The organism is Halohasta litchfieldiae (assembly GCF_002788215.1).
Taxonomy (GTDB): Archaea; Halobacteriota; Halobacteria; order Halobacteriales; family Haloferacaceae; genus Halohasta; species Halohasta litchfieldiae.
This window is the reverse complement of the sequence record NZ_CP024845.1, coordinates 1,911,608-1,925,419: the sequence shown is the minus strand read 5'-3', so window position 1 is coordinate 1,925,419 and position 13,812 is coordinate 1,911,608. Positions and strand designations below refer to the sequence as shown.

The window sequence follows — 13,812 nt, the reverse complement described above, 5'->3', positions numbered from 1 at the left end:
CTTCAATGTAATGGCGACCGAGACGCTCGCGTTGTTCGAGCATCTTGAGTTCGACTTTCTCGAAGAATTCGATGTGTTCGCCCCCGCTCGCCGGGGGCGAACACGAGATCATCACCCACCAGCACTCTTCCGAGCGTTCCTGCACTGCTACTACAAGAACGTCTACGGCATCCGTCCAGTCACGCGAGAACTCCAGAACACGGTCGTCTGGCTCAGCTGTGGCTTCGATCGACCGCCGTCGAGAGACGCGGTCGATCGCTTCCTCACCGACCTCGAACACGTCGTCGACGAGGTCTTCGACCGCCTCGTCGAGCAGGCCGCCTGCCGCGGCCTGCTCGACTTGACCTACTCCATCGATTCCACCGACGTGAGGACGATGCCCGCCGACCAAGACGCGTCGAAAGGCTACGATCCAACCGCCGAAGAGTACTACCACGGCTACGGCTGTACGATCGTCTCGACCGGGCAAAAGATCCCGATTGCCGCGGAGTTCACCGAGAGCAAGCAAGCGCCAGAGGAGACGGCGATGCGCGTCACGTGTGACGCGCTCGCCGTCGAGAAACCGATCTGGATGCTTGGAGACAGCGCCTACGACACGCTCGGCTGGCACGACCACCTGCTGGCCGCAGGGGTCGTGCCAGTCGCTCCGTACAACGCACGAAACACCGACGATCCGAAAGACATCGAGTACAGGGTCGAAGCCCGCATCGACGAACACAGCGAGGACGTTCAGCTGAAGCAATCGACGCTAGACGAGACGTACAACCGCCGGAGTGGAGTCGAACGAACCAACGACGCCGTCAAGGACTGCGGCCTCGGGCACGTTCGCGCCCGAGGCCGCGTCCACGCACGAGCACAAGTGTTCCTCGCGCTGTGCCTTCGTCTCGTTATTGCGATCACCAACGACGAACGCGGAGACAATCCAGGAAGCACCGTCATCACGCTATGAGAACTATTCTATGACACCCTCATACTAGATAAATATTGATGAGTACTCATGTTTGAGGGATCATATCTTAGCGATTTCTTGTGAAAATAGGTCGTGAACATTCTGTGTCATTCGCAACTTAACACGTCTGGTTAGTGCCAGCGATTGCACTTCAGCGTTCCGTCGACGACGACCAGTCCGAGAATCGTCAACCCAACGCTCCCTCGAAAACACGTCTTGAATGTCGCAAGTGCGGTCGAACGACTGAACATCAGTTCCAGGAGTTCGAGCCGCTCCCAGATGACGAATGGTCTGGCCAGCCAATGTGGGAGTGCCGGGTGTGTCAGTCACCTCGTCACGGACCAGACCCCGAGTAGGATAATCGGTTGAACAACACCTTAACCAACACAGGATGCCTACACGAAGTCTGTTGGTTAAGGCTGGTGCAGGGCTTCAGCGGGAGACATCAGCGTACCTGCTTCGTTTTTCTGCGCCAGAAGTCGGCGGAGGCGTACATGATGGACCCGCGAGACACACCAGGATACCGACTGCATCGCGCACTCAGCAACCTCAACAGCATCGATATCGAGCAACTGGACTCTCCCGACCGAGAGCGAGTCGTTGAGGCCACGACGCTTCTGGAACAAGTAGGACTGCTCACTCGGCCAGGTACTTCGGAGAAAGCAAACACCAAGGCCGAATCCTGAGGAAAGGCTCGGTCGAACAGCACCGATTTAGCCTCTCTCTCAATCGGTTCTGTTGGAATCCTCTGACTTTGTCGACAGCATTATTTTCTCGGCTACAGCAGTAGTGACAGTGACCCTCCATACGAGACGCCGACTACTCGCGACCATCGGGGCCGCCAGTAGCGCCGCCCTCGCCGGCTGCTCAACCGAGCGGTTCGGCGGAGGCTGGCCCCGAACTACTGAGACGACAACTGACCCGATTCCCGGTGAGGAACGCGGCTGGGCGCAGTTCGGTCGCACACCCGGTCATGCGGGGTTCGCCCCCGAGGTCCGGGTTGATGATCCCGACCCGGTCTGGTCGGTCAACTTCGAGGGTGGCCTGACCTCCCCGGCCGTGGTCGAGGATCGAGTGTTCGTTCACGCCGGGCCAGCCCCGGAGTCGGGCGAAGCTGGCACAGTGCTCGCCCTCGACGGGGGCGGCGAAGAACGCTGGCGGCGGACGCTGCCGGGTGGAGGCGGCGGGTCATCTGGGTGTCCCCCGGTCGTCCACCGCGGCTCTGTGTACGTCGGCGGCCTAGATGGGGTGTACGCGCTCGACGCCCGCGACGGGAGTCCGCGGTGGAGTCGGGAAACTTCCGGATCGGTGAACGAGGCAGTCCTCGGCCGCGATGATCGGGTATTCGCCTCTACTGGTGAGACGCTGCTGGCGCTCGACACGCGCGGCCAAGAAGGCTGGACCTACACCACCGGCGACGACCGATTCTCGACGGCCGCCCCCGCGGCTGGCAGCGGCTACGTCCTCTACACGACACGGGTGCTTGGGAGCGTCGTCGCCATCCAGCCCGGCACTGTTGGGGACCCGCTGACGGAGTGGCGGTACGCACCCGGAGAGACCGACTTCGACACCCCAACCGTGGTCGATGGCGACGCATACATCCCTGGCGACCGGCTCCACGCGCTGTCGGCCGCGACCGGGGAGGTTCGCTGGACGGCCCCCGTACGATCGACAGCCGGCGTCTCGACCGACGGGGACCGGCTCTACCTCCCGATCGATGACGGGGCGCTGGTGGCGCTCGACACCGCGGATGGCACCGAGCGCTGGCGTGTCTCCCTTGCCTCCGAGGAGGGCGTCTTCCTCCGGACTCGCCCGCTCGTGACCGAACGGTCTGTCATCGTCACTACTGAGAAGCCGGGACTTGATGAGCCGGCGAACACGTTCGCCGTCGACCGCCGGAACGGGGAGGTCCGCTGGCAACGCGAACAACCCGGTAACATCGGCTACGACGCGGTCGCAGCGGGCGGACGGCTCTACGTTCCGGTCCTTTGGGACTTCACCCTCGACAGAGAGAGCGGCGGGACACTAGTGGCACTGGCCAACTGAGCCGGGTCTCGCAACAGCGAGTCCGTCAGCATCGCACACGAGCTTTGTCTGGATCGAAACGTCAGGAGAAATGGTGAGTCCGACGCGTTCACGGGATGGACGTGCCACGTTCGCTTCGCTGCTCTTCGACAGCAACGAGGAAAGCAAAGAGCTAGAGAGCGCTCGCAGTGCTGGAAGGAGTACAATATGTGGAAAGTACAAGTGTGACATTCCCGATACGAGCGCTCTATTCAGCACCGTCTCAACGGATTGTCATGGAAGGTCTATTTCAACAGAGCTTCGCAGTCGATTTTATTCCCCCCGAAGGGGTGCGGGGGTAGGAAAGTGCCCTCGAGGACTAACAATGGCAACACTCCAAGCAGCGACGGCGTCGACCGGCGCGACCGTAACCGATGCACAGGCAGTCCGCCAGCTCTGCGAAGCACATTGCTTCGGGACCCTGAATTGGGAAGTAGACGAAGAAGGAGAGCTCATCATCTGGGGCTACGACGCCTTCGAGATCTACGAAACTCGTGAGGATGGACTTCCAGACTACGAAGGTGGTCTCGTCACTCACGAATTCCTCCGAAAGCTGGCCAACTATCTCGAATCCGGTGAAGAACTCGACATCCAGACCGCGGGGTACACGAAGTGTCGGTTCCCGGTTCTGGCGAAGCGATACGTGGTTCGCGACGGCGAGGTCCTCTACGCGGACCTCAGCACCCTCAAAACGATAGAGGAGTAGCCGAAAATCAGTCTCCCCGCGAGATGCGAAGGTCCTGTTTTTCGAGGGCTGAATGACTGAGCCCTCAGGGCTTCGTGATTTAATGTCTGAACAACCATCGAACGATCCGTTTGAGGAGTGTGAGCTGAGCCCAGACGCGATTCTTGGCACTCACACCTTCGAAGACGTACTATTCACAGACGAGACGGAAACACCCGTGAATGTGTTGAACGGTGAGACGCCAGCACATTCGCAAGCAAGCGTCGACGAAGCTCGAGTCTTCGCCGCCGGAATCGACAGTGACACGCCGCACATCGCACTCCCGGCATCAGTCGAAGCGCAAATCGAAACAGCAAGCAAACCCTACACAGCTGCTGCCTTCTTCCACTTCAAGGCGACCGGGTCGCTCAAGCGACATCGTGCATACCACGCCGCCTATAACTCGGATACGTTCTCAGTTGAGTTCGAGGCCGACTACGAGAGCGGAGACCTGACGATCAGCGTCGAGGAGGAGGACTGCCAGTCGGAGATCGAGAACGTCTAGCCAGCATCGTCAGTACTATTTTTTGAGCGCCGGCGATGGGTGCCGGCGCATCACGTAGCGAGGCAGTGTGCAGTCGCGTGCGTCGGCAGACGAAGGTGAAAACCGATGCACATGGTCATTTACGCACTGGTAGAGGCATCGACACAGAACGACGCGTTGGCCACTGGGAAGACGGTGTTCGACCGACTAGTGGGAGCGGATCCACATTCATCCGCCGTGTTCGACTACTATGTGTCCTTCGACGAGGAGAACACGACGGTTGCGGGCAAGGCTCGATGGGGCGATTTACCGGCCGCATCCCCCGTTGACTCGGACGATGGACAGGACCTACTCGACCAAGGGTGGGAAGCGACGAAAGAAGAGTTCGAGCGCAATCTCGAACGGGTGAAGGAAGCCATCGACGAACTCTCCGACGAGGAAATCATGCGCGATGAGAACCTCTCTCGGCACGCGTTCCACCAGGTCGGTGCGTACGACGGGCCATCGGTGTTCCTGTACGATCAGCACGCGACCGGCATCCGCCATCGTGGACAGCTGGATCGACTCCTCGAAGAGAGTGAAGACCTCTGGATCGTCCCCGCCGACGTCCACTTCTAACCGATGCCCCGAATCACAAACTGGACACGGGAGAGTCGAACGCCGTCGCTCGCGTATCGAAACACCGAGACTGGAGCCCGAGCCGTTCTCCACCGTGGACCGGACTCCTACCGGTACAAGTGGCGAGCAGCAATCCTCGTCGACGGCTATCCGGTCTGGTCACGTGGCTTCGAGACGAAGCAGGCGACAGTCTTTCGGGACACTCTTCGAGACAGACCAACCCCCAAGTTGAGCTGCCCTGAGTGCCCGAATGACGACGTTCTCGTCGGTGAGAAGGCAGCTGACGGGGCGAACGTACAGCGCTGGTTCGACTGCCCCGGCTGTGGCTACGAAGCTCGTTCGAAGATCGTCTACGCTGCAGAACGCTGAAGCCACAAGACGTCCAGCGGTCGCGTTTTTCTGGGGCAGGAAGGGTGGCCCGAATCACACGGGCCAGATCCACAAATGAGCCTGGACGTCATCGACCGCCACAGCGAAGCACTGTTCGAGTTCCTCTGGTGTCCGGTCTGCGGGCACGAGGTGTTCAGCCACATCCCCTTCGAGGGCGTGTTCTGCAAGCACTGCAACACACAGGTGGAACTCCAAGAACCGCAAGAGGACCGTGGCTACGAGGAAGCTGTCCTCGCCTGCTTCGATACCGACACGACCTGGAATCTCCACGTCGACGAAAAACTTCGACGCGACCTGCCTGACGGATCGGCGAGGGTGAAGATTCTCGGCGCACCGGGTGACTACGAGATCGACTGGTGGAGTCCCGAACCCAGCGAGGACTGGGAACCGGTCAAGCACGGTGAGTTCGACGACATCGACGAGCCAGACGAGGTGTCACATCTGGCTTAGGGATGTTCGCTCCAGCATTCAGATAGTGAATCAACAGATCATTAGAGACTGCGGTCGCAGATCGCATTGACGAATCGTTGTTGAATCGAGTTTCGTCAACCTAAATCACGAAGCGTATTTATAGGTATGGCACTTACAGTAGACATAGATGCTCACTAAGGCCGGACTCGCCGTCATCGGCGCGTTGAGCACCGGCCGGGAAGCAACAGCAGCTGATCTCGCGATGGAAACCGAGTATTCGCAGACTCATCTCTACGACGTACTCGACGAGCTACTCGAATCGGGGTTGCTCGCCGAACACCGTGGGGCAAACAACCAGCGGGAGGTCTCCCTCACAGACCACCCAGTCGTCGAAGCGTACCGGGCCCTTCGATCCGAACTCGGACACGTTGAATGGCCCGACCTTCTCTCGCCGGCTACACTCCGGGTATGCTGGTATCTCGACGAGCCCCGACGTGTGTCTGAGATTGCCGAGCGACTCAAGATTACTCGGCAAGGCGTCCACAAGGCGCTGTCACCGCTCAAGCATCGCGCGATGCTATCCCCCTCCGGCCCAGAGTACGCGTTGAGTGAGGACCTCTCGCCGCTTCTGACGTTCGCTCGTGCAGTCGTCCGGCACGAGCACCGCTCGCGCGTCCGAGGACTTGCACCGAGTGCGACCGTCGAATGGTGTGATCCGAAGCGAGCACTCGTCCGCGTGCAGACAGCCGAGGATACAGAGGCACTCGAGGCCGCCACCGACTGGCAACTGACCGGGCTTGCTCGGTTTGCAGAGTACGGCCTGCAATTCTTCCTCGCCGGCGAACCCGCGTTCTGGTATGCGCCCGACGAGGAACTCACACCGGGCGAAGTGGTGTGTCACACGCTCGCCCTCGATAGCGGCTCCCGCCGGGTTAGCTATGCAATGTTGTTGATCGAGGCGTTAGATATCGACCAGGAAACGCTCACAGACACGGCAACGTGGTACGATCTGGAAACCACGGTCGCTGCGATGTACCAGGCACTTCAGGAAGGGGTCGAAGACTCGGACGAGATCCCTGTCGTCCTTCCAAGTGAATCAGAATTTATGGCGCTCAAAGAGCAGTACGGTGTAGTATGACGGTATTCAAAGGTGGCGAGGCGATCAAAGAATTCCTCGAGGAGTTCGATAGCTGGCTGTCGGAGTCCGTGACGGTCTATCTCCTCGGCGGATCTGCGATGACGGTCCGGGGATTGAAAGACCAAACCGAAGATATCGATCTTGCGGTAGGTGTTGTTTCTGAGTTCGAACACGTCTATCAGACGCTCACGTCACAGGGATTCACGGTTGTCGATGAACCAACAGAGTCGTTCGAGGGCGTCGGAAAAACCGTCGAACTGCATCACGACAAGCGCGGGTTTCGAATCGATATCTTCGAACAGCAAATCGTCGGGAAAGTCTGGATCACAGACCGGATGCGCGACCGGGCCGAAGAGTTCTGGACCGGGAGTTTCGTAACAGCGTTCATCCTCTCGGATGAGGATATGTTCCTGCTGAAAGCGGTTTCCGGCGGTGATCTAGCGAGTGGCCGTCGACGCGACATCGAAGATATGCGGAAATACGCCCAGCGTGGGCTGGACTATGAGTTGATTCTCACTGAGATCGACGAACAGCGACCGTTCAATACCGGCACGACTGAAGCACGGCAGATTCGTGATCGTTCGCATCCCCTATTCACTATCGAGATGGCAGTAAACTCACTGTCGGGGCTCCCAAACAAGTTCACCGCTCGTATCGCAGAGTTCGCGACGGAGTTCGAGGTCGAATATACCGTTCTGGGTGCTGTTGACGATGGGATCGACAACGTCGAAGTACTTCGAGATAGAGTTCTCGCGAATGTGCGAGCACTTTCGGACGACCAGGAAGACACCGTCGATGAAGCGATTGATCGACTAGTCGCAAAGCAGATTCTCGAGCGCGACGGAGATACAGTTCGACGCCGCTGAGCAGGTACTACATGTTTGAGTACAGACTTAGATGATGCCGCCACCCGCGAGCAGGACAATAACCGCCAGAAGCGCCACGACCACACTCCCTCCGGCCAGTAGCCTGTTCTCCATCGCTTTCTCGTGGAGGGGCATCGCCGCGTACTCCTCGCGGAACGCCTTGAGGTTCTGTTCGTCGTAGAAGTACTTCGTCTTCAACGCAAATCGCTCGGTGACCGCACACCCCGTACACACCGGCTCCTGCTCAAGCCGTTCGGTCTTGCTATGACTGTCGCAGGAGATTGCCCCGCAGTTCGGACAATACGTGTACGGCTCGTCGACGCCGCTCGTGTCACAGTGGACGCACCGATGGATCCCGTCCTCGGCGGTCACTCTGGACGGACCCGCTGCGTAGTACTCATAGGGGTAGGTGTACTCCTGAAGGTCAGTGGTGTGCCGAACCTCGGGGAGATACACCGGCTCGATCGTCTGGACGGAGATGTCCGAGCGGTTCGGCTCGCAGGTCTTGTTGTATGTGACGTTGTTGTCGCCGGTGTAGGTCACCGTCGTCGTGTGGTGCTGCTGGAGCCGCTCGACGGCCCACTCCTTGTACTCGGTTTGGGTCTGCCCGAACCGGTTCTCCTCGACGTCGTCGAACACTGCTCCGAACTGCTCGGCGTCGAGATCGACCGTCGCATGGAGGTTCTCGGTGACCAGCGTCCCGACGTCTTCGTCGACGACCTGCGGCTGCCCGCGTTCGGCGTGGACGACGAACCGCGTCCGGTCGTTGATCCGGTGGATGACACCCACCGACGTCTCGAAGACGGCGTTCGTGTCCGCGGTGACCGCGACCACTGGGCGGAACGTCACCGCCGAATGTGGTTCCGGGAGGTCGGCGCTCTCGATGTTCTCGATGTCGCGAAATGCCACCTCGACGGCCGCGTCGACGTCGGCGGCCGGATCGTAGGGACGTAGCGTCTCGTCGCAGAGAATCTCGATGCGGCCGTTGTAGAGGTCGAGGCCGATCTCGTCGGCGATCTCCCGGAGGTCCTCGCCATCGAGCAGTTCGATTGCGTGTGGGTCGTCGTTTTGCTGGAGGCGGTTTGCGTACTCCTGAGCAGGGTTCGTAAACCGGCCGGTCGTGACGACCATCCCGCGTTTGGGGCCGTCGAAGTCGAAGGTCGCTATGGCGGAGTGGAGCTTCTGGACGACGGGGCGTCCGACCGTCCCCGTGTGCTTACACTCGACGATGATCGCACGCCGCGTTCCGTCGACGACCTCCTCGATAAGGACATCGCGACCCTCGTCAGCCGTGCGGTCGGCCTGGCGGACGTTCTCGTAGCCGAGGTTACGGAACACGTCCTCGATCACATCCTCGAACTCGAACCCCGAGAGATCGTCCAGTACAGCCATTCCGAATTATGTGGACAGTACGTTGCAACTGTCAAATACGTTGCCGAACGCAGCCTCGTGTTGTTTTTGAACCCCCGAGAGGGGTGCGGGGGTGATCGAACGAACCTCCCGCGAACCAACCTATGAGTGGAATCAGCGACCCACGCTCACACGTACAGTCACGGACCTCGGCTGATCCCGACGTCATCTACGTCGGTTACCGTCGTCGAGGCCATGCCATCGTCGAGAAGCAATCGGAGCAAGAACAGCTCACGCCAGAGCGGAGTCTCGAGCTGGCGGATCACAGTCCCTCGGGCTTCGAATGGGGATATGGTGGCAGCGGGCCGGCCCAACTCGCACTCGCCCTCCTCCTCGACTACACGGATGACGAAGCGTTCGCCCTCGATCACTACCAGGAATTCAAAACCGAGGTCGTGAGCCAGCTGGACTGCGCTGGGTCCAGTGAACGCTGGCGACTCACCGGGCGCGAGATCGACGCAGCCCTTCACGAAACATCCAGAGAGCCGGTCGCACCGTCAATCTGAATCCTAATCACCGAGAGTAACTCATGTCAGAACACACCCCACCATCTCGTGCAGATGACGAATCGACCAAAGCCAGTGAACAGTCGACACGAACGGAGTACGTCGAACGCAGTGACGTCGGCGTCTCCCTCACCGTGAAGCTTACTCGCGGGACTGGCACCCGCGATCAGGACAAAATCGTGGCCAAAGCGAAAGGCAAGACTATGGAAGACGCTCGCGAGGACATGGAGATTCTTCGGGAGTACATCCATGATCTCGCAGAGGACGCTCGTCAGATCCAACCCAAGGAAGAAGACGGGTAACGGAGAGGGCTGTTTTTTGTCGCCTCAGTAGTGGCGGAGGCGATCACCAGTGAGCAATCCAGATATTCAATCGGCTGACGCAAGCGAGCTTTCACCAGAACAACGGCTCGAGCCCCCGAATACGCGACTCATCAACGCAGGTATCGTGACGATCAACGATATGGAGACCCTTCAGGAGTGTGTTGCCTACGAGAACGCCCACCAGAATCGGCCACAGATTCTGCGACGCCTCAAGTCGAAAGCCGACGAGCTGCGTGAGGATGAGGAGTGAGCTCCGCTCTTAACCAACATTCCACGAGTTGAAGCGCACAGTGTTGGTTAATAGAGGGTATCCCGGTTTATTGAGCCCCTGAAGGGGCGCGGGGCGGCCAGCAGCGGCCTCGCGAGTTCATTCATGTCCCTCGATTTGAGTACAGACTCCAGCACGGCTAGCGACATCGCTGCCGCCAGACAAGCAGACCAGATAGCGTTCCTTCATCGAGTGCCGTTCACCCTGGATGCCTATAAGCTCGGTTTCCTTCCGGGCTTTCGGGAGGACTGTGGATATCAAGAGACGCAGTATCAGAACCTCAGCATCCCCGTTGGAATGCTCGACAACGACTTCCGGAATCCCGATCTGGAGCGGTTCGTCGACCGCTTCTTCGAGTACGAACCAGAGGTCGGGGTCATCGGCGACGTCGACGAAATCGACGACGTCGACGCCCACGTCGCTGCTGCTCGTGAGATCCAAGCGAGCTATCCCGAGGCCGAGCTCATCGTCGTTCCGAAGTCGCGGGCGGTGATCGACGCGATACCCGAGACCCTCGTCCTCGGGTATTCACGGGGATACGCCGACCGCCTGGCCCACGAGTTCTCCGACCCTGCCGATTGGAGAGGGCGGCGCGTCCACATCCTCGGCGGGAGTCCGCCCAAGCAGCTCGACGCCATTCGACAGTTAACCAGACCGACACTCACCGACGAGCCACCAGCCGACATCGTGGGCGTCGACTGGAACGGGTTGCATCGTGGCGCACAGTTCGGTGAATTCTGGACGGCCGACGGCTGGGACGACAGCGGTCGCGACGCCGACCACGTCACCGTACGAAAGACGGTGCGCCACAGCCTTGCCCGCGTCCGTGAGTTTTGGAGGACCCACGGAATCTGGCCCGAATCGACACCGCAAGACGAGGGGCTCAACGTCGAGTACGAGGGACCGAGTCCTGCCGATCTCGAGGGCGCCGCCTGTTCCGAGTGCGGGGCGAACGTCTGGCGAACTCGCCGCGGCCCGTACGTCGCCGAATACGATACCGGCGCAATCTGTGGATACTGCAGCTACGAGTGCTACTTCAGTCACCGTCACCGGAACAACCTGGAGGAAATCGCCGGCGAGCAGAGCGTCTACATCCCGCCGGCGTGACTTCGCGACCTGTTTTTCGGGCCCCGGGAGAGGGCGGAGGCTCGTTCGTGAGTCTTCGTCCAGAGGTGACTTTCCGTGAGTCAGCAACAAACTGCAGACGACGTTTCAGTCGATGAGATTCCAATCGATACCTCGACCACCCAGTCCGGGGAGATCGAGCCAGCCGACGTACCCGCAGAAATCGAGTCGATCACCCGTGGTTTAGCAAGCGAACAGCCCCCGACGAACCCACTGGTCGTCCTCAAGGCGGCTCGCTGGTGGTATATTCATGGAAAAGGTGGAACTGATCCCGCGTTTCAGTGGGCTATCGAGTGGGTGCGACATATTGCGACCGACACGCCGAGCGACGTCGAGCGGTTCGATGCGTTCCTCGAGTATCTCGTCACGGTCGGCTTCGCTGACGAAACGGAATCGCTCCGATAAGCAGTTTTGCCATTCACACCGTGGGGTACCTGGCCGGACACTACCGGACAGAAGCGTTTTCGACAACAAGCTGTGCAGACGGAACGAGAGCCCCTCAGAACTGGTAGCGAGCGACATCCTCCCCACCGCAGGTGGGACACGTCTCGGTATCCGCCGAGAGAGTCGTGCCACAGTGGCGACACTCATACAGGGTGGACGTGGTGGCCGTGCGAGTGCTAACAACCCCACGAAGTGCATCGACGAGACCCATCCTCTCGGTGGTAGTGTCGCACTGATTGTTAATCCCAGCCCCGATAGCACCCCCGAGATAAACCCCGCAGTCGCACCGTCGTTTATTGTGCGCCCCCGAGGGGTGCGGCGCGTGCTGAACTGACGCAGTTGCCGTGAACTCGATTCGGTGAATCCTATGGCTACGACCAGTGACCCGTCGGCCTCCTTTGAGGAGACCGACACACGGAACGCCGAGATGCACAGCACCATCGAAAATTGGATAGACGACCTTGTTGCAGACGTCGACGAGGCGAAGGCCAGTGAGGAGTTCCAAGAGTGGCTCGACATCCAAAGTCAGTTCCACGACTACTCCCATCGGAACACGCTCCTGATCACCCTCCAGTGTCCCCAGGCGACAAAAATCGCGGGCTACAACACTTGGCGGAACGAGTTCGACCGGCACGTCCAGGAAGGTGAAGATGCCATCTGGATCTGGGCCCCGATCATCACCAAGCAATGTCCTGAATGCGAGAACTCGCAGAGCTACCACGAGCAAAGCGACTGTGAGTACGACGAGACGCCGCCCGACGAGTGGTCGAACGGACTGGTCGGGTTCAAGCCAACCTCTGTGTTCGACGTCTCCCAGACCGAGGGCGAACCACTACCCGAGCTAGAAACCGAGGCCACGGGGGATGCCCAAGACCTGGTTCCCGTGCTCCTCGGCGCGGCGGACAATCTCGATGTCGAGGTTCGCATCGTCGACGCTGCCGACTGGGAGCACGGCAGCGCGAAGGGTGTCTGCAAATATCGGAGTAAGCGTGATCTTCACCCAGTCGTCGAGGCGAAAGCCCGCCCGAATCAGGCCGATCTCGCCGTGACGCTCATCCACGAGTACGCGCACGCGCTGCTCCATTCCGACGTCGACGACGCGACCGAGCGGTCGAAACGTGAGGTCGAGGCAGAAGCCGTCGCGTACATCGTCGGGCGGTATTTCGACCTGGATACGAGCGGGTCAGCGTTCTATCTTGCCGCGTGGCAGGGCGACGATGCGGAGGGCATTCAGGAACGTCTCGGGCGGATCAGTTCGACCGCACAGAAGATCATCGACACGGTTGCAGAGGGCTGAACACGCGGTTCTCACTGTTAACCAACGGTCAGACGGTAAGACAGTGTTTCGTTGGTTAAGTTTTTCAGCGCCCGCCGAGGGGCGGAGGCGCATTCCGACCTCCGTCGAATCATGAGTGAACTGTATCTATCCGCTGTCCTCGATGAGGCGGAACGGGTTGCAGAACAACACGACCAGATCGCCCGGTCGGCGGACGATCCAGCACACGAGTATCTACGGTACGCCGTCCTCCGGCTGCTCGAAGGCGAGACTGACGAGACGACTACGAATGGCCCGGAAATCGACGACGTAACCGTCGGGTACGGGGAAGACGACGCGATGTTCGACAGTTGGGGTGACGACGTCGAGTGGTGGGAGACGGTGGCGCCCCAAGACGGGTGTACCCGCTTCCGGATCTTCTACCCCAACGAGCACAAGGTTGTTCCACGGGGGATCGTCGACGTGATGGCCGCCCTCGGCGCGTGGCGCGTGTGGGCTGGGAACGCCGCAGCCTGTGGCTCCTACAACCATCGCGAGCGCCGTGAAGTCCACTATCGCTGGCCGGAAGGCCATCCGGTCGAAGAGCTGCTCCACGAGCGGCTCAGTGGCCCTGCGGAAGCCGTCGCTCCGGACGGTGGCCGAACGGGCGACGTCCGCGATCGGCTGGTCGTCGACGAGTCGTGTACCTGTCCCGACTGGCAGCAGAGAATACCCGACGGTGGCTGCAAGCATATGCGCCGCGTCGATAACGAAATCAAGCGCGGGCGTGTTCCGCGACCAGATGGTCGACTCCCAATTGACGCGGACTAGCTTTGG

General features: G+C 60.1%; 18 protein-coding genes and 1 pseudogene. 18 read left to right on the top strand and 1 reads right to left on the bottom strand.

Features of this window, described 5'->3' with window-relative positions; all coding sequences use genetic code 11:
• Nucleotides 1-10 precede the first annotated feature (10 nt).
• The 11 genes and pseudogenes from HALTADL_RS09720 (at nt 11) to HALTADL_RS09670 (ending at nt 7,644) form a co-directional block, all read left to right on the top strand.
• Nucleotides 11-949 carry a transposase gene (locus tag HALTADL_RS09720; RefSeq protein WP_015911568.1) on the top strand — a complete coding sequence of 313 codons (939 nt, stop codon included), beginning with the start codon at nt 11-13 and terminating at the stop codon, nt 947-949.
• A gap of 125 nt (nt 950-1,074) precedes the next feature.
• Nucleotides 1,075-1,305, top strand: a pseudogene (locus HALTADL_RS18040) (hypothetical protein); the annotation flags it as partial.
• Nucleotides 1,306-1,446: 141 nt separating this feature from the next.
• Nucleotides 1,447-1,635, top strand: coding sequence for a hypothetical protein (locus HALTADL_RS09710; RefSeq protein ID WP_049933883.1), 189 nt, complete (start codon nt 1,447-1,449; stop codon nt 1,633-1,635).
• Nucleotides 1,636-1,744: 109 nt separating this feature from the next.
• Nucleotides 1,745-2,995, top strand: a complete 1,251-nt coding sequence (locus HALTADL_RS09705; protein ID WP_009488260.1) for an outer membrane protein assembly factor BamB family protein — start codon at nt 1,745-1,747, stop codon at nt 2,993-2,995.
• A gap of 343 nt (nt 2,996-3,338) precedes the next feature.
• A complete protein-coding gene (locus tag HALTADL_RS09700) occupies nt 3,339-3,719 on the top strand; it encodes a hypothetical protein (protein ID WP_009488259.1) in 381 nt (126 codons plus the stop codon).
• Between the two features lie 82 nt (nt 3,720-3,801).
• A complete protein-coding gene (locus tag HALTADL_RS09695) occupies nt 3,802-4,242 on the top strand; it encodes a hypothetical protein (protein WP_009488258.1) in 441 nt (146 codons plus the stop codon).
• A gap of 105 nt (nt 4,243-4,347) precedes the next feature.
• A complete protein-coding gene (locus HALTADL_RS09690; protein WP_009488257.1) occupies nt 4,348-4,839 on the top strand; it encodes a hypothetical protein in 492 nt (163 codons plus the stop codon).
• A gap of 3 nt (nt 4,840-4,842) precedes the next feature.
• Nucleotides 4,843-5,208 carry a DUF7568 family protein gene (locus HALTADL_RS09685; protein ID WP_015911525.1) on the top strand — a complete coding sequence of 122 codons (366 nt, stop codon included), beginning with the start codon at nt 4,843-4,845 and terminating at the stop codon, nt 5,206-5,208.
• Between the two features lie 75 nt (nt 5,209-5,283).
• Nucleotides 5,284-5,679, top strand: coding sequence for a DUF7567 family protein (locus HALTADL_RS09680; protein ID WP_009488256.1), 396 nt, complete (start codon nt 5,284-5,286; stop codon nt 5,677-5,679).
• A gap of 148 nt (nt 5,680-5,827) precedes the next feature.
• Entirely contained in the window at nt 5,828-6,778 is a 951-nt protein-coding gene (locus HALTADL_RS09675; protein WP_009488255.1) for a helix-turn-helix domain-containing protein, read from the top strand.
• Nucleotides 6,775-7,644 (top strand): hypothetical protein, encoded by an 870-nt coding sequence (locus tag HALTADL_RS09670; RefSeq protein ID WP_009488254.1) that lies wholly within the window; start codon nt 6,775-6,777, stop codon nt 7,642-7,644. Before HALTADL_RS09675 ends, HALTADL_RS09670 begins: the two co-directional genes overlap by 4 nt.
• A gap of 27 nt (nt 7,645-7,671) precedes the next feature.
• On the opposite strand, the gene HALTADL_RS09665 is transcribed toward HALTADL_RS09670, so the two are convergent.
• Nucleotides 7,672-9,036: a restriction endonuclease gene (locus HALTADL_RS09665; RefSeq protein ID WP_089673705.1), complete on the bottom strand. Its 1,365-nt coding sequence runs from the start codon at nt 9,034-9,036 to the stop codon at nt 7,672-7,674.
• Nucleotides 9,037-9,158: 122 nt separating this feature from the next.
• Here HALTADL_RS09665 and HALTADL_RS09660 point away from each other — a divergent pair, with 122 nt between their 5' ends.
• The 7 genes from HALTADL_RS09660 to HALTADL_RS09630 all read left to right on the top strand — a co-directional run bounded on the left by HALTADL_RS09660 (nt 9,159) and on the right by HALTADL_RS09630 (nt 13,806).
• Nucleotides 9,159-9,560 (top strand): DUF6166 domain-containing protein, encoded by a 402-nt coding sequence (locus HALTADL_RS09660; RefSeq protein WP_015911524.1) that lies wholly within the window; start codon nt 9,159-9,161, stop codon nt 9,558-9,560.
• Nucleotides 9,561-9,583: 23 nt separating this feature from the next.
• Nucleotides 9,584-9,862 (top strand): DUF7389 domain-containing protein, encoded by a 279-nt coding sequence (locus tag HALTADL_RS09655; protein ID WP_015911523.1) that lies wholly within the window; start codon nt 9,584-9,586, stop codon nt 9,860-9,862.
• Between the two features lie 49 nt (nt 9,863-9,911).
• Nucleotides 9,912-10,133: a hypothetical protein gene (locus tag HALTADL_RS09650; RefSeq protein ID WP_015911522.1), complete on the top strand. Its 222-nt coding sequence runs from the start codon at nt 9,912-9,914 to the stop codon at nt 10,131-10,133.
• A 123-nt stretch (nt 10,134-10,256) separates the two neighbouring features.
• On the top strand, nt 10,257-11,258 hold the full coding sequence (locus HALTADL_RS09645; RefSeq protein ID WP_088901887.1) for a DUF6610 family protein: 1,002 nt from the start codon (nt 10,257-10,259) through the stop codon (nt 11,256-11,258).
• Between the two features lie 75 nt (nt 11,259-11,333).
• Nucleotides 11,334-11,681, top strand: a complete 348-nt coding sequence (locus HALTADL_RS09640) for a hypothetical protein (RefSeq protein WP_014053344.1) — start codon at nt 11,334-11,336, stop codon at nt 11,679-11,681.
• Nucleotides 11,682-12,087: 406 nt separating this feature from the next.
• On the top strand, nt 12,088-13,017 hold the full coding sequence (locus tag HALTADL_RS09635) for an ImmA/IrrE family metallo-endopeptidase (RefSeq protein WP_014053352.1): 930 nt from the start codon (nt 12,088-12,090) through the stop codon (nt 13,015-13,017).
• A 111-nt stretch (nt 13,018-13,128) separates the two neighbouring features.
• Nucleotides 13,129-13,806, top strand: coding sequence for a hypothetical protein (locus HALTADL_RS09630; RefSeq protein ID WP_012659219.1), 678 nt, complete (start codon nt 13,129-13,131; stop codon nt 13,804-13,806).
• Nucleotides 13,807-13,812 lie beyond the last annotated feature (6 nt).